This is a genomic window from Leisingera sp. ABM4_103 (assembly GCF_056158685.1).
In genome coordinates this window covers 2,911,207-2,925,223 of record NZ_JBSWTU010000005.1, presented here as the reverse complement: position 1 = coordinate 2,925,223, position 14,017 = coordinate 2,911,207, and the positions used below count along the sequence as shown (strand labels likewise).

Genomic DNA, 14,017 nt, shown 5'->3' with positions numbered 1-14,017 from the left:
AGCGCTGTTCCTGGTCTTCTCCTTTGCAAAAATACTCCCGCCGGAGGCGCGCTGCGCGTCAGCGCAGCGCCACGCCCAACGGGAGCGGGGCATAGCAGATGCCCCGGCGACGGGCGGGAGTGCCCTGTTGCCGCTTATAATCCTGCCATGATCTCTGCAATTCGGGCCGCCGCCGCATTCAGGCCCGGCTCGTCCAGGTCAGCGGCCTCCACCGTGGCGGCCACCTCCGCCCCGATCGCGGCCCGGGACTTGCGGTAGGCGGGATCGTAATGCTCTGTCATCAGCGCCCCGGTCAGCCCCGCCTTGTCGCCCTCGGCAATCCGCGCAATCCAGCCGTCCACCACCGCCCCGGAGCGGTGCGCGCGCAAGGGGCCCAGCTTCTCGCGCAGCCTGTCCGCGTCCGACAGGATGTCGTCATAGGCCTGCACCAGATACCGGCAGCGCGCCGCCACCGGCACTTGCAGTTCGATGCGGGGCGCCTGCTTCATGGCGTCCCAGACCGCAGGCGGAATGATCCGCTGGCCGATCTTGTTGGACTCCGCCTCGACCAGCACCGGCCGGGCCGGGTCCAGCCGCATCAGCGCCCCGGCAACCGCGGATTCAAAACCCTTTTGCGAGGGCTGCGGCGTCGGCATATCCCCCAGCAGGGAACCGCGGTGATTGGCCAGCCCCTCCAGGTCCAGCACCTGCACGCCCAGCTCTCCTGCACGTTTCAGCACCTCGGTCTTGGCCGATCCGGTATAGCCGTCCAGCGCCACCAGCCGGTGCGGCAGCGCGGTCTCGTACATCGCCTTGTGCACCAGCCGGCGGTAGGTCTGATAACCGCCCTGCACCACCTCGGCACGCCAGCCGATCTGCTGCAGCATCCAGGTGAACGACCCCGACCTCTGGCCGCCGCGCCAGCAATAGACCAGCGGCTTCCAGCCGCCCTCATGGTGGCTCAGGCTCTGCTCGATGTGGTTCGCGGCATTGCGGAACACCAGCGCCGCGCCCAGCTTGCGCGCCTTGAAGGGGCTCTCTTGCACATAGATGGTGCCGACCTCAGCGCGTTCCTCGTTGTCCAGAACCGGCAGGCTGATCGCACCGGGCACGTGGTCCTCGGCGTATTCCGCCGGGCTGCGCACGTCAATCACGGTATCGAACCCGTGGCCATAGAACTCTTGCAGGGAGGTGAATGTCAGCGCCATGGCCCATGCCTACCGCGCCCCATGCGCAAGGAAAAGCCGCAAATGCCCGCTCCGCGGCAATAATACTTGCGCGCACTGCGCACGGGGCAGTAAGGCAAACGGAGCGAACAGACCAGCCCGGGCAGAAGGCCCCGCGGCGCCGCACCGGCAAGGACCAGGACCCATGGACACCGACCCTTTGGACATACACGCGCTGCCCGGTCATCTGATCCGGCGGCTGCACCAGATCTCCGTCGCCCAGTTCATGGAGCGGATGGCCGAAGAAGGCACCGACCTGACCCCGGTGCAGTTTTCCGCCATGGCCGCCATCCGCCGCCATCCCGGCATCGACCAGGCCTCGGTTGCGGGGCTGATCGCCTATGACCGCGCCACCCTGGGCAAGGTGGTGGACCGGCTGGTGGACAAGGGACTGGTGGCGCGCCGGATCTCTGCCGCGGACCGCCGCGCCCGCGAGGTCAGCCTGACCCGCGACGGCGAGGCGCTGCTGGAGCGGCTTTTGCCGGTGGTTCAGGCCGCCCAGCCCGCAATCTTCACCGGCCTCACCGAGGCGGAGCGGGAAACCTTCGTGGCGCTGCTGCGCAAGGCGACGCTGGCTGCAAACGAGCTGAGCCGGGCGCCGCAGCGCGACCTGCCCGGCAGCCAGGCGGCAGAATAAACGCTCAGATCAGGTGCCCGCGCGGGGTGTCGCCCTCTTCAAACGGCTCGATCAGCTCCGGCCCTTCGGCGCGGTTGGAGTTCACCGCCGGATCGACCCGGTGATACTCCAGCACGCCTTCCGCCCCCGGCTGCATCAGCGCCGCGGCGCCATGCCCCTCCTCGCCCAGCCATTTGCCCCAGTCCTCAGGCTCCAGGATCAGCGGCATCCGGTGGTGGATCGCCGACAGCCCCTGATTGGCCGCGGTGGTGACAATGGCGCAGGTCTTGACGGGATCCTCCGCCCCCCAGCTGCGCCACACGGCGGCGAACGCCAGCGGCGCGCCGTCGCTGCGGAATATGTACCAGGGCAGCCGGGCGCCCTCCTCCGACTTGGTCCACTCATAAAACCCGCTGGCCGGGATCAGGCAGCGCCGCTCGCGGCAGGATTTGGCAAAGGCGGGCTTCTCCGCAATCGTCTCTGCCCGCGCGTTGATCAGCAGCGGCCCGGCGGTTTCTGTCTTGTACCAATGCGGCAGGAAGCCCCAGCGCATCGCCACCAGCTGCCGCCCGGCCTCCCCCGCCTGTACCGCATGCACCGGGTTGGTCGGGCAGACGTTGTAATCGGGCACCTTGGGCAGATCATTCGCGGGCTGCGCCGCAAACAGCTGTGCCATTGCATCCGCAGGCAGGGTTGTGGCAAATCGTCCGCACATGCTGATTTCTAACCCGGGCCGGGGCGCAGATGCAAAGCTTCCCTTGGCCGCCGGTTTTCAGCCGCCCTGACAGGATGATAGATAGGCCTCATGACTTTTCAGAATGATCTCCAGTCCGCCTTGGGCTTTCTCAATCAGGGCAAATTCAAGCAGGCGCTGAAACAATCCAAGGGCGGCATGAAGCGGCACAAGAGCCACCCGGACTTTCCCAATATCGCCGGCATCTCCCTGTCCGGCCTCGGCAAGCACCGCGATGCCGTCCCGTATTTCAAAAAAGCACTGGCGCTGGCCCCCGGCTTTCACGACGCCCGCAAGAACCTGGCGCAGACGCTGCTGTTCCTGCAGCAGGGCGAACCGGCGATGAAGCTGCTGGACCGGGTGCTCAAGGACCAGCCCGGAGATCAGGCGGCACTGTATCTGCAGGCGCAGGCGCATCTGGTTATGAACGCCCCCGAGGCCGCGATTGAGACCGCCACCGCCGCGCTGGCCCGCGACCCGCGCCAGCCGCGGATGCTGCGGCTGCGCGCCACTGCCTGGAACACGCTGGGCGATGAAAAGGCGGCGCTGGCGGATTACCAGGCGGCGCTGAAGGTGAACCCCAACGACGCTGACGCGCTGCAGAACGCCAGCCTGCTGCTCGCCCGCCTGATGCGGCAGGATGAGGCCACCGAGGCCGCACAAAAGGCCGTCGCCGCGGCGCCGCAAAACATTGAGGCGCGCAGGCGCCTGGCCAGCCAGCTGATCTCCAACGGTGACTCCGCCGCAGCCCGCGGCCACTGCCTAGCGCTGCTGGAGCTGGACCCCAAGGACACCCAGGTGCTGGAGATGCTGGCCCGGATCAACAGCCGCGAGCAGAACGCGGAACTGCTGCCCATCGCACAGAAAGCGCTCAAGGCGGCACCGGCCCGCTCGCTCGACCGCGCCAACGCCGCCTTTGCTCTGGCCCGGATTGCCGATCAGGCCGGCGACAAGGAGGCCTTTGCAGCCCACAATGACGAGGCCAACGCCTGTATGGCGGCGCAGACCCCCTATGACTACGAGGAAAGCGAACGCCAGTTCAGCCGCATCATGGCCGCCTTCCCAGGCCAGATCACCCCGGCAGACACCGCACCCGAAGGCCCGCGCCCGATCTATGTGGTGGGGATGCCGCGCTCTGGCACCACTCTCACCGAAACCGTGATCGGCCTGCATCCCGATGTGTTCCCGCTGGGCGAACGCGGCGTGCCGGCCTTCCTGCTGCATCCCTATATCGACAAGGACCAGGAGTTCACGCCCGAGGCCGCCCGCAATTTCGCAGCGGAGGACATCAGCCGCCTGCCGGAGATGCCCGAAGGCACCACGGCCTATGTCGACAAGATGCCCGACAATTACCGCCTCCTGGGCCATCTGCTGACCGCCTGCCCGGATGCACGCTTTGTTCATCTTTGCCGCGACCCGCGCGATGTGGCGCTGTCGATCTGGCGCGGCTATTTCTCCGGCAGCTCGCTCACCTATGCCTACGACCTCAAGGCGATGGCGCACCGCTTCAACCTCTACGGCCAGCTGATGCAGCACTGGCGGCAGGTGATGCCGGGGCGGATCTATGACCTGCGTTATGAAGATCTGGTTGCGGATATCGAGGGCGAAAGCCGCAAGCTGGCAGACTTCTGCGGACTGGACTGGGTCGAAGACATGGCCCACCCGGAACGGCACGAGGGCCAGGTGCTGACGCTCTCAAACACCCAGGTCCGGCAGACGGCGCACACCCGCTCGATCGGCAAGTGGGAGAAATACGCGGACGTTCTGGCGCCGTTCATCGACGGGCTGGACCCGGAAATCTGGCCGGAAATCAAAGGATAAAAGGGCCTACTTCGCGTAGGCCTTGCGCGCCAGCTCGATCCGCGCGTCCATCATCGACATCTCTTTCAGGATCTCCTGCCGGCGGCTGCGGTCGCCGGTCTCGCGCAGTTCGGTTCGCAGCCGCTGCAGCTCACGCGACAGGCTGACGAACTCCGGCACCCCGCCGCTCTCGCGCACCAGCCGGTTGACCAGCTCATTTTCCGGGTCATCGCATTTGGGCAGCGGCTTTCCCGCGCCTTGCAGATTGTCAAAGGCGCCATCCTTCTCGGCTGCTTCGATGCGGGCGTTGATGAGGTCGATCAGCGGGTGGTCCATGGGGGCATTCTGCCATGCCGCCAAGCCACCCGCCAGCCCGTTAACGAAGCGCCGGCAAAGGTTGCCAGCCTCTCAAAATAATGCGGCAGCCCTCCTGCCCGAATGTTTCGCGCGCGCAACATTAGGTCCGGTCCGGACCTATATGCAGACGCTTAGTTCACCTGCGCAATCCGCCCGTCGGTATAGGGCGTATACGGGCCTTGCGCCGCCAGGTATTCCGCCAAAACATCGGCCAGGTCCGGGCCAAAGTCGTAGGCGTTCTTGTCGTCCCCTTCGAACATCGCATAGCCATCACCGCCATTGCGGACATAGTCGTTGGTGACCACCACATAGGTCTTGGCGGGATCAATGGGAACGAAGCCATCCCCCTCTGCCACCATCACCTCGGTGATGCGGCCCGCGTTCGGCGCGGCAGAGCTGTCCCAGCTGAATTTCAGCCCCGCCACCTGCGGGAAGCGGCCCTTGACGTCCTCCACCTGGCTGACCCCGTTTTCCAGCGCTGCCACCAGCGTTTTGCCGTCAATTTCGAAAGTGGAAAGCGTGTTCTGGAATGGCAGGATGGTCAGCACCTCGCCCATGGTGACCTCCCCCGCGTCCAGGCTGGCACGGATCCCGCCAGAGTTCGCGATGGCGATGGTCACGCCTTGATCCTTGACCCGGTCGAGCATCGCGTCAGCCACCAGATTGCCCATCTGGCATTCCTGCACCCGGCACACTTCGCGGCTTCCTTCGATGGGTTCAGCCGCCTCCGCCACCACCTTATTGCGGATCTCGTCCAAGGGCTGCGCCAGCTCAGCAATCCGGTCCAGGGTGTCCGCGTCCTCACTGACCGCGGCATCCATGATCAGCGGCTCGCCAACGGCGCTGACCACATTGCCTGCATTGTCGAAGGTCACGTTCAGCTCGCCCAGGAACTTGCCATAGGCATAGGCCTGCACGATCTGTACCCCATTCACCACGGTGGGATACGGTCCAACAGCCTTGTCCGAGGTGTTGGACAGATAGGTGTTCGAATGACCGCCGACGATCACATCGACTCCGGTGGTTTCCGCCGCCACCCGCTGGTCGACGCCATAGCCGGAGTGGCTGAGCACCACGATCTTGTTCACCCCTTCGGCGGTCAGCCGGTCCACCTCCGCCTGCACCGCCGCCACGGGATCAGAGAAATGCACGTTCTTGCCGGGGCTCGCCAGTTCATGCGTGTCCTCCGGCGTCAGGCCGATCAGGCCGATCCTCTCGCCGCCCCGCTCGATCACCGTGGATTTCTTCAGCACATCGGCCAGCGCCGGTTCGGCGGACACATCCGCATTGGACATCAGGACAGGAAAACCCACCGCATCCATGAAGCCGCGCAACACCTCCGGGCCGTCGTCGAACTCATGGTTGCCGACGGTCATCCCGTCATAGTCCAGCTGGTTCATGAACTCCGCCGCGGCCTTGCCCTTGTAATAGGTGTAGAACAGCGAGCCCTGGAACTGGTCGCCGCCATCCACCAGGATCGCATTCTCCGCCCGCGCCCGCGCGTCCGCTATGGCCGTCACCAGCCGCGCGGTGCCGCCAAAGCACTTCCCCTCGGCCTGATCCTCGGCATCGCAGGTGCTGTCGTATTTGTTGATCGGCTCGAACCGCGAGTGGAAGTCGTTGGTGTGCAGGATGGTCAGCTTGTACTCCGCCGCCGCCGCACCGGCGGTCAGGGCCAGGGCTGCAACCGATGTGAGAATGCGTGCAATCATGAGGAGCGCTCCCGTTGTTCCGTTTTGACCAAGCCTGCGCCCAAAGCCCGCGCCGGTCAAAGGGGAAAAGACAGAAGTCTGTGTCCCCTCACGTCAGCAGAACATATTGGTCCGGGCAAAAGCCCGGGCCGCGCCCGACCCTCCCCACGGGAGGGCGCTTTCACACCCTCCCAGGGTCAGGCGCGGCCCTCCGAAATTGCAGTTATCCCCAATCCCCCTTGATTCATCCGCCGACGCAGGGCATCAGGCCTGCATGCTGATTTACAAGATTTTCCGGGCGGACGAATGGGCCGCGCTGCAAGCCGAGGGCGAGACGCCGGGCGCGCCGATTGATGTGGCGGACGGCTATGTCCATTTCTCCACCGCAACCCAGGCCGCGGAAACCGCAGCCAAGCACTTTGCAGGCGCCGCGGGGCTGACCCTGCTGGCCTGCGATGCAGACGCGATGGGCGATGACCTGAAGTGGGAAGTGTCCCGCGGCGGTGCCAAGTTCCCGCATCTCTACCGCAACATCCGCATGTCCGACGTGATCTGGGCCAAGCCGCTGCCGCTGGTGGAGGGCAGCCACCGTTTCCCGGAGGAGATGGCATGAAGCTGACGGAGAAACTGGCCCTGGCGGCGATGCACCGGATTGATCCGGAAGCAGCGCACGGGCTGTCGGTCAAGGCGCTGACCATGGGGCTCGCGCCTGCTCCCGGCCCGGTGACTTCGGCGCGGCTGAAGACCACGCTGGCGGGGGTTGAGCTGCCGAACCCGGTTGGTCTGGCCGCGGGCTATGACAAGAACGCTGAGGCGCTGGCGCCGCTGGCGGAATCAGGCTTCGGCTTCATTGAGGTCGGCGCAGCAACGCCCCGCCCGCAGCCCGGAAACCCCAAACCGCGCCTGTTCCGCCTGACCGAGGACAAGGCCGCGATCAACCGCTTCGGCTTCAACAACGAGGGCATGGAGGCGATTGGCATGCGCCTCTCCCAGCGGCCGCGCGATGCAGTGATCGGGCTGAACCTGGGCGCCAACAAAGACAGCGCCGACCGCGCTGCGGATTTCGCCAAGGTGCTAGCGCATTGCGGCGCGCATCTGGACTTCGCTACCGTCAATGTGTCGTCGCCCAACACCGAGAAGCTGCGCGACCTGCAGGGCAAGGCGGCCTTGTCGGCGCTGCTGGCCGGTGTGATTGAAACCCGCAACAGCCTCAGCCGCCGGGTGCCGGTGTTCCTGAAGATCGCGCCGGATCTGGACCGCGCCGGGATCGAGGACATTGCCGCCGTCGCCGTTGAGAGCGGCATCGATGCGGTGATTGCCACCAACACCACCCTGTCCCGCGACGGTCTGCGGAGCGCCCACAAGGGCGAGGCCGGCGGGTTGTCCGGCGCGCCGCTGTTTGAGAAATCCACCCGGGTCCTGGCGCAGCTGTCGGAGCTTCTGGAGGGCCAAGTGCCGCTGGTCGGTGTCGGCGGCATCAGCACGGCGGAACAGGCCTATGCCAAGATCTGCGCCGGCGCCTCGGCGGTGCAGTTCTACACCGCGATGGTCTATGGCGGGCTGTCGCTGGCGGGCGATATTGCCCGCGGGCTGGATGAATTGCTGGCCCGCGACGGATTTGAGAACGTCGCGCAAGCGGTTGGCACGAAACGGAAGGATTGGCTGTGATCACCTACTGGCATAACCCCCGCTGTTCGAAATCCCGGGCCGGCCTGGCGCTGCTGGAAGAGCGCGGCGCTGAGGTCGAGCCGCGGCTCTATTTGCAGGACGCACCGTCAGTTGAGGAGATCAAGCAGGTGCAAGCCGCGCTTGGCGTATCCGCGGTGGAGATGATGCGCACCGGCGAGAAGGTCTTCAAGGAGCTGGGCCTTACGAAAGACAGCGCCGAAACGGACCTGCTGGCGGCGATGGCCGCGCATCCGATCCTGATCGAACGCCCGATTGCAATCAAAGACGGCAAAGCGGTGATCGGCCGCCCCACCGAGGCAATTGAAACGCTGCTGTAAACGTTTCCCGGCGCGGGAAACGGCCAAAAATCCTGCGAGGATTTTTTGGCGCGAAGCGCCTGTTTTCCGCGCCGGAAAACGGGCCGGAATTCTCGCAGAATTCCGGTGCGCTCAAGCCCCCACCTGCGCCTCCAGCCGCGGATAGCGCAGGCCCAAGGTCACTCCGCGGGCCACGTTAAGAACCATCAGCGACGCCCACAGCCCGTGATTGCCGAACGCTGGCACCAGCAGCAGCAGTGCCAGCACATAGACCGCCACCGCCTGCACCATCGCCCGCCGCATCTCGCGGGTCCAGGTGGCGCCGATATAGATGCCATCGAACATGTAGCTCGCGACGCTCAGCACCGGCGCCAGCACCACCCACAGCAGATAGACACGGCCCGCATCGCGCACCTCCGGCGCGGTGGCCATCAGGTCGATCACCGCAGGTCCGGCCAAGGCGAACCCCGCCCCCAGCAGCAGCGCACCGCCGGTGCTCCATTGCGCGGCAATCACCGCCGCACGGCGCAGCCTGACGCGGGCCCGGGCGCCGACCGCACCGCCCACCAGCGCTTCGGCGGCGAAGGCAAAGCCGTCCAGCGCAAAGGCGGTGACCGACAGGAACTGCAGCAGGATCTGGTTGGCGGCCAAGTTCACGTCACCCACGCCTGAGCTGATGAACAGGAAGGTGGTGAAGGACCCCGTGAGCAGAACCGAGCGCACCATGATGTCGCCGTTCACCTGCATCATCCGCTTGAGCCGCACCGCATCGAACACCCGCACCCAGTCGCGCCACTGATCGCCGGCAAAGGCATCGCGGCACAGGTACAGCCCCAGCGCCAGACCGGTCCATTCGGCAATCAGCGTGGCCAGGGCGACACCCTCCACGCCCCAGCCAAGGCCCAGCACGAACCACAGGTCCAGAACGATGTTCAACCCGTTCATCCAGACCTGCAGCAGAAACACGCCGCGGGTGCGCTCCACCGCGATCAGCCAACCGGTCACTGCATAAAGGCCGATGGTGGCCGGCGCACCCCAAATGCGGATCTCCAAATAACCGCGAGCCAGGGTTTCGACTTCCGGGCTGGCAGGTGCCAGCGCGAAGGCGCCCCAGAACACCGCGGCTTGCGCGATGATAAACAGCGCTCCGGCGGCAAAGGCCAGCAGCAGCCCGCGCATCAGGAGCGCCCCGGTCTCGGCCCAGTCCCCTGCCCCGCGCGCCTGAGCGGCGAGGCCGGTGGTGCCCATGCGCAGGAAGCCGAAAATCCAGTAGACCGCCGCCAGGATCGCGGCACCGATGCCGACTGCGCCAATCGGTGCGGCCTCGCCCATCTGGCCGACCACGCCGGTGTCCACGGCCCCCAGTATCGGCACGGTGACATTGGACAGGACAATCGGCAACGCGATGCTGAGCACCCGTTTGTGGGTGATGTCCGAAGCCGCGCTGGTCATGAAATCAGCCTTCGCCGTTCGGGTCCTGCGGCATCAGGAAATGGCCGGTGGCCTGGGCAAACAGCTTGTCCTTGTGGTCCTGCCAGGCCTCCACATGCACCGAGGCGTAGCGGCGGCCGGAGCGGTTCACCCGGGCGCGGGCATAGGCATCGCGCGGCAGGCCGGAGCGCAGGTAGTCGACGGTGAAGTCGATGGTCTTGGGCTGGCGCGGCAGGTTGCCCTTGGCCATCTCCGCCGGGTCCAGATCGCCGGATTCGATGCGCGGCCAGAGGAAGGACCAGTTGAGAGTGACCATCGACGTGATCTCGAGAAACGCCGCGGTCACGCCGCCGTGGATGGCCGGCAGGAAGGGATTGCCGATCAGCTTGTCATCGAAGTTGAGCTGCGCCGTCAGCTCATCGCCGCGGCGGTCGAAGGTCACGTTCAGGAAGCGGATGTACGGCACCGAGTCCACCAGCGCCGACAGCGCGGCATCGCGGCGCTGTTTGACCACCTGGATCGGTTCGGGACGGGGGCGGCTCAAAACTTCTTCTCCACGGTAAAGGCGCCTGCGGCGGTGGCGACGGGGCGGTCCGCGTCCTCATCCATCGCCACGGCGCGGACAAAGGCAACGGTGCGGGTGATGTGGTGGCAGGTGGCGCGGGTGGTGATTGCCTGGCCGGGTGTGGCGGGCCGCATATAGTCGATGCGCAGGTCGATGGTGGCGGTGCCGCCGGGGGCCGAAGGGTGGCTCATCACAGCCGCGCCGCAGCATGTGTCCATCAGGGCCGACACCGCGCCGCCGTGAATCACCCCGGTCGCCGGGTCGCCGATCAGCTTTTCGTCATAGGCCATGCGGATCTCTGCAGTGCCGTCGCCGATCTCCGTCAGTTTCATCCCCAGTTGCTTGGCATGGGGGATCGCTTCGATGAACTGGCGAGCGAGCTGGGTCTTGTCGGCCATGGGGCTGTCCCTTTGAAATCTCTGCCCTATCTTTGGCTGCCGCCCGGCGAAAGCGCAAGTGTGCCGCCACGGAGGTTGCACTGTTCGCTGCAAGTGCATAGGTTCCCGGCAAGGGAGACGACGGATGACCGACAACAGATTGTCATTCAAAGAAATGTGCGCAGAGTTCGACGTTACGCCGCGGACGCTGCGCTACTATGAATACATCGAATTGCTGCAGCCGGACCGCGAAGGCCGGTCGCGGTATTACGGTGCGCGCGAGCGCGCCCGGATGAAGCTGATCCTGCGCGGGCGCAAATTCGGCTTCCAGCTGGAAGAGATCCGCCAGTGGCTGCTGATCTATGAGGAAGAGGGCAACGACGCCCAGAACCACGCCTTTATGGAAATGGCCGACCGCCAGCTGGTGGAGCTGGAAAAGCAGCGCGAACAGATCACCGAAGCCATCGACGAGCTGAGCGCTCTGCGCGCCAGCACCAAGGCGCAGCTGAAATAAGACGCCAGGTCCGGCTTGGCGCAAGCGCCTGCCGGACTAGCGCCCCCTCCGGCGGGATGGCGCCGGCACCGCGTGCTGGCAACCTATTCCCTGCCTGCCAGCTCTCATTTCTGAACAAGCTTCTGCACCGCAATAGCACCGGCCCGCGTGACGCAGGCAGGCGCTGGCCCGGTGCCTGCGGCCTGCGTTCCGGCCACCGGATTTGGCCCTGCCCGCCCCTTTCAAGCAGGGGCCGCTGCCGGTCGGGCCTCTGCCCTTCATTGATACGTTGCGTCATTTAACGTTCGTTTTGCGAACTGTTACCGCCCCCAGAAGTGACGTAACGTACAACTTACGTAAACGTAAAGTCAGTCTTGATCGAAAAGCCGGAAGTGCTCAGCTTAGGCCTGCACCAAGCCGTAAGAGTGACGATGATGACAGAGAAAACCATGACCATCCGCGAGATGTGCGAGGCCTTTGACGTAACGCCCCGTACCTTGCGGTTCTACGAAGCCAAGGAACTGCTGTTCCCGATCCGTGACGGCCAGAAGCGGCTGTTCACCAAACGCGACCGCGCCCGCCTGAAGCTGATTCTGCGCGGCAAGCGGTTCGGATTCAGCCTGGAGGAAATCCGCCAGCTGCTGGACCTGTACCATGTCGGCGACCAGCAGGTGACGCAGCTGACCAAGACATACGAGATTGCCAAGGACCGGCTCAACGATATGGAGCGCCAGCGCGAGGAGCTGACCGAGGCGATCGAGGACCTGAAAGACCAGCTCGCCTGGGGTGAAAAGATGATCGCCTCAATGCGGGCCCAGAAAAAGGCTGCCGAATAGGCAGCCGACCTGCCCCATCTGCCGGCTTGTCCGGCACCCAAACCAAGTCCAACAAGCCCCCCGAAGAGGATCCTAATGCCTTCTTATACAGCCCCCGCGAAAGACGCTCAGTTTATCCTGCATGATGTCCTGAAGGTCTCCGGCCAGGATATTCCCGGCTACAACGAGCTGGAGCCGGAGTTCACCGGTGCCGTGCTGGAAGAAGCGGGCAAGATCGCCAGCGAAGTGCTGCACCCGCTGAACGTGGTGGGCGACCAGGAGGGCTGCCGCCTGGAAAACGGCGTGGTCTACACGCCCAAAGGGTTCCTGGAAGCCTTTGAGCAGGTCAAGGAAGGCGGCTGGCCGGGCATCGACATGCCGGAAGAGTTCGGCGGCCAGAACATGCCCTATGTGATCGGCACCGCAGTGGGCGAGTTCTTCTCGGCCGCGAACCAGGCGTTCACGATGTACCAGGGCCTGACCCACGGCGCCGCCTCGGCGATCCTGGCGCATGGCACCGACGCGCAGAAGAACACCTATCTTCCCAAGATGGTCTCCTGCGAGTGGACCGGCACCATGAACCTGACCGAGCCGCATTGCGGCACCGACCTGGGCCTGATGCGCACCAAGGCGGAACCGCAGGGCGACGGCAGCTTCCGCATCTCCGGCCAGAAGATCTTTATCTCCTCCGGCGATCACGACATGGCGGACAACATCGTGCACCTGGTGCTGGCCAAGATCCCCGGCGGCCCCGAGGGCATCAAGGGTGTCAGCCTGTTCATCGTGCCCAAATTCCTGGTGAACGAGGACGGTTCGCTGGGCGAGCGCAACGGCGTCTCGGTCGGCAAGATCGAAGAGAAGATGGGAATCCACGGCAACTCCACCTGCGTCATGAACTATGACGGCGCGGTGGGCTGGCTGCTGGGCGAAGAGCACAAGGGCATGCGCGCCATGTTCACCATGATGAACGAAGCGCGCCTGGGTGTCGGCATGCAGGGTCTGGCGCAGGCCGAGGCCGCCTATCAGAACGCGCTGGAATACGCCAAGGACCGGCTGCAGGGCCGCGACGTGACCGGCGCCAAGAACCCGGACGGCCCCGCCGATCCGCTGATCGTGCACCCGGACATCCGCCGCTCGCTGATGGACCAGAAAAGCTTTGCCGAAGGCGCGCGCGCGTTCCTTTTGTGGGGCGCCACCCTGATCGACCAGGCGCACCGTGCGGGCGACAAGGACGCCGACGGCCTGATCTCGCTGATGACGCCGGTGATCAAGGGCTTCCTGACCGATCAGGGCTATGACATGACCGTGCAGGCGCAGCAGGTCTATGGCGGCCACGGCTACATCGAGGAATGGGGCATGTCGCAATACACCCGCGACGCCCGCATCGCGATGATCTACGAGGGCGCCAACGGCGTGCAGGCGCTGGACCTGGTGGGCCGCAAGCTGGGCCAGCACGGCGGCAAGTACGTCCTCGCGTTCTTTGATCTGGTGAAGAGCTTCTGCCAGGAAAACAAAGATATTTCCGAGGACTACACCAAGGACTTCATCAAACCCCTGCAGGCGGCCTCCAAGGATCTGCAGGCGGCTGGCATGTTCTTCATGCAGAACGGCATGAAGGATCCCAACCATGCGCTGGCGGGCTCTTATGACTTCATGCATCTGTTCGGTCAGGTCTGCCTGGGCCTGATGTGGGCCAAGATGGGCAAGGCGGCGCAGGAAGCGCTTGACGCCGGGGCCGATGACGCGGCGTTCTATGAGACGAAGCTCGCAACCGGCCGGTACTATATGGCACGTCGGCTGCCCGCCACCAAGCTGCACCTGGCCCGCATCGAAAGCGGCGCGGACACGGTGATGGCACTGGACGCGGACGCCTTCTGATGCCTTTGGGCGCCCCCTCGCGGGGCGCCCGGACCAGCCCCGGCCGGTGCCTTGACATGCAAAGGACCGAA

At 65.2% G+C, this 14,017-nt stretch carries 15 protein-coding genes; 8 read left to right on the top strand and 7 right to left on the bottom strand.

The window, feature by feature from the left end; all coding sequences use genetic code 11:
* Positions 1-134: 134 nt before the first annotated feature.
* Positions 135-1,187 carry a tRNA 2-selenouridine(34) synthase MnmH gene (mnmH, locus tag ACXAED_RS16135; RefSeq protein ID WP_475051373.1) on the bottom strand — a complete coding sequence of 351 codons (1,053 nt, stop codon included), beginning with the start codon at positions 1,185-1,187 and terminating at the stop codon, positions 135-137.
* A 163-nt stretch (positions 1,188-1,350) separates the two neighbouring features.
* Between mnmH and ACXAED_RS16130 the strand changes: the two genes are divergently transcribed.
* Positions 1,351-1,842 (top strand): MarR family winged helix-turn-helix transcriptional regulator, encoded by a 492-nt coding sequence (locus ACXAED_RS16130; RefSeq protein ID WP_475051372.1) that lies wholly within the window; start codon positions 1,351-1,353, stop codon positions 1,840-1,842.
* A 4-nt stretch (positions 1,843-1,846) separates the two neighbouring features.
* On the opposite strand, the gene ACXAED_RS16125 is transcribed toward ACXAED_RS16130, so the two are convergent.
* Positions 1,847-2,536, bottom strand: a complete 690-nt coding sequence (locus ACXAED_RS16125; RefSeq protein ID WP_475051371.1) for an SOS response-associated peptidase — start codon at positions 2,534-2,536, stop codon at positions 1,847-1,849.
* Positions 2,537-2,626: 90 nt separating this feature from the next.
* Here ACXAED_RS16125 and ACXAED_RS16120 point away from each other — a divergent pair, with 90 nt between their 5' ends.
* On the top strand, positions 2,627-4,375 hold the full coding sequence (locus tag ACXAED_RS16120; RefSeq protein WP_475051369.1) for a tetratricopeptide repeat-containing sulfotransferase family protein: 1,749 nt from the start codon (positions 2,627-2,629) through the stop codon (positions 4,373-4,375).
* A 6-nt stretch (positions 4,376-4,381) separates the two neighbouring features.
* Here the strand turns inward: ACXAED_RS16120 and ACXAED_RS16115 are convergent, their stop codons facing one another.
* Both ACXAED_RS16115 and ACXAED_RS16110 read right to left on the bottom strand, forming a co-directional pair.
* The gene (locus ACXAED_RS16115) at positions 4,382-4,690 is read right to left on the bottom strand and encodes a DnaJ family domain-containing protein (protein WP_475051368.1); all 309 of its coding nucleotides are present in this window, start codon (positions 4,688-4,690) and stop codon (positions 4,382-4,384) included.
* A gap of 152 nt (positions 4,691-4,842) precedes the next feature.
* Positions 4,843-6,423 (bottom strand): bifunctional metallophosphatase/5'-nucleotidase, encoded by a 1,581-nt coding sequence (locus ACXAED_RS16110; RefSeq protein ID WP_475051367.1) that lies wholly within the window; start codon positions 6,421-6,423, stop codon positions 4,843-4,845.
* A 253-nt stretch (positions 6,424-6,676) separates the two neighbouring features.
* Between ACXAED_RS16110 and ACXAED_RS16105 the strand changes: the two genes are divergently transcribed.
* The 3 genes from ACXAED_RS16105 to arsC are packed head-to-tail and all read left to right on the top strand — an operon-like array spanning position 6,677 to position 8,408.
* The gene (locus ACXAED_RS16105; protein WP_475051366.1) at positions 6,677-7,015 is read left to right on the top strand and encodes a DUF952 domain-containing protein; all 339 of its coding nucleotides are present in this window, start codon (positions 6,677-6,679) and stop codon (positions 7,013-7,015) included.
* Positions 7,012-8,070 carry a quinone-dependent dihydroorotate dehydrogenase gene (locus ACXAED_RS16100; RefSeq protein WP_475051364.1) on the top strand — a complete coding sequence of 353 codons (1,059 nt, stop codon included), beginning with the start codon at positions 7,012-7,014 and terminating at the stop codon, positions 8,068-8,070. The genes ACXAED_RS16105 and ACXAED_RS16100 overlap by 4 nt, the downstream gene beginning before the upstream one ends.
* Positions 8,067-8,408, top strand: a complete 342-nt coding sequence (gene arsC / locus ACXAED_RS16095) for an arsenate reductase (glutaredoxin) (protein WP_475051363.1) — start codon at positions 8,067-8,069, stop codon at positions 8,406-8,408. The genes ACXAED_RS16100 and arsC overlap by 4 nt, the downstream gene beginning before the upstream one ends.
* Before the next feature lie 111 nt (positions 8,409-8,519).
* On the opposite strand, the gene ACXAED_RS16090 is transcribed toward arsC, so the two are convergent.
* Genes ACXAED_RS16090 through ACXAED_RS16080 form a run of 3 tightly spaced genes read right to left on the bottom strand, consistent with a single transcriptional unit; the run spans position 8,520 to position 10,781 of the window.
* Positions 8,520-9,839 carry an MATE family efflux transporter gene (locus tag ACXAED_RS16090; protein WP_475051361.1) on the bottom strand — a complete coding sequence of 440 codons (1,320 nt, stop codon included), beginning with the start codon at positions 9,837-9,839 and terminating at the stop codon, positions 8,520-8,522.
* 4 nt (positions 9,840-9,843) lie between these two features.
* The gene (locus ACXAED_RS16085) at positions 9,844-10,362 is read right to left on the bottom strand and encodes a PaaI family thioesterase (RefSeq protein WP_475051359.1); all 519 of its coding nucleotides are present in this window, start codon (positions 10,360-10,362) and stop codon (positions 9,844-9,846) included.
* Complete coding sequence (locus ACXAED_RS16080) at positions 10,359-10,781, bottom strand: PaaI family thioesterase (protein ID WP_475051358.1); 423 nt, start codon at positions 10,779-10,781, stop codon at positions 10,359-10,361. The genes ACXAED_RS16085 and ACXAED_RS16080 overlap by 4 nt, the downstream gene beginning before the upstream one ends.
* Before the next feature lie 124 nt (positions 10,782-10,905).
* Between ACXAED_RS16080 and ACXAED_RS16075 the strand changes: the two genes are divergently transcribed.
* From ACXAED_RS16075 to ACXAED_RS16065, 3 genes are all read left to right on the top strand, one after another.
* The gene (locus tag ACXAED_RS16075) at positions 10,906-11,274 is read left to right on the top strand and encodes a MerR family transcriptional regulator (protein WP_475051356.1); all 369 of its coding nucleotides are present in this window, start codon (positions 10,906-10,908) and stop codon (positions 11,272-11,274) included.
* 413 nt (positions 11,275-11,687) lie between these two features.
* Positions 11,688-12,089 (top strand): MerR family transcriptional regulator, encoded by a 402-nt coding sequence (locus ACXAED_RS16070; protein WP_475051355.1) that lies wholly within the window; start codon positions 11,688-11,690, stop codon positions 12,087-12,089.
* Between the two features lie 75 nt (positions 12,090-12,164).
* Positions 12,165-13,946 (top strand): acyl-CoA dehydrogenase C-terminal domain-containing protein, encoded by a 1,782-nt coding sequence (locus ACXAED_RS16065; protein WP_475051353.1) that lies wholly within the window; start codon positions 12,165-12,167, stop codon positions 13,944-13,946.
* The last annotated feature ends 71 nt before the right edge of the window (positions 13,947-14,017 follow it).

Bases quoted from the DNA above. Each gene is read 5' to 3' on its own strand.
- mnmH (WP_475051373.1), bottom strand. From the start codon at position 1,187: ATGGCGCTGACATTCACCTCCCTGCAAGAGTTCTATGGCCACGGGTTC.
- ACXAED_RS16130 (WP_475051372.1), top strand. From the start codon at position 1,351: ATGGACACCGACCCTTTGGACATACACGCGCTGCCCGGTCATCTGATC.
- ACXAED_RS16125 (WP_475051371.1), bottom strand. From the start codon at position 2,536: ATGTGCGGACGATTTGCCACAACCCTGCCTGCGGATGCAATGGCACAG.
- ACXAED_RS16120 (WP_475051369.1), top strand. From the start codon at position 2,627: ATGACTTTTCAGAATGATCTCCAGTCCGCCTTGGGCTTTCTCAATCAG.
- ACXAED_RS16115 (WP_475051368.1), bottom strand. From the start codon at position 4,690: ATGGACCACCCGCTGATCGACCTCATCAACGCCCGCATCGAAGCAGCC.
- ACXAED_RS16110 (WP_475051367.1), bottom strand. From the start codon at position 6,423: ATGATTGCACGCATTCTCACATCGGTTGCAGCCCTGGCCCTGACCGCC.
- ACXAED_RS16105 (WP_475051366.1), top strand. From the start codon at position 6,677: ATGCTGATTTACAAGATTTTCCGGGCGGACGAATGGGCCGCGCTGCAA.
- ACXAED_RS16100 (WP_475051364.1), top strand. From the start codon at position 7,012: ATGAAGCTGACGGAGAAACTGGCCCTGGCGGCGATGCACCGGATTGAT.
- ACXAED_RS16090 (WP_475051361.1), bottom strand. From the start codon at position 9,839: ATGACCAGCGCGGCTTCGGACATCACCCACAAACGGGTGCTCAGCATC.
- ACXAED_RS16080 (WP_475051358.1), bottom strand. From the start codon at position 10,781: ATGGCCGACAAGACCCAGCTCGCTCGCCAGTTCATCGAAGCGATCCCC.
- ACXAED_RS16075 (WP_475051356.1), top strand. From the start codon at position 10,906: ATGACCGACAACAGATTGTCATTCAAAGAAATGTGCGCAGAGTTCGAC.
- ACXAED_RS16070 (WP_475051355.1), top strand. From the start codon at position 11,688: ATGACAGAGAAAACCATGACCATCCGCGAGATGTGCGAGGCCTTTGAC.
- ACXAED_RS16065 (WP_475051353.1), top strand. From the start codon at position 12,165: ATGCCTTCTTATACAGCCCCCGCGAAAGACGCTCAGTTTATCCTGCAT.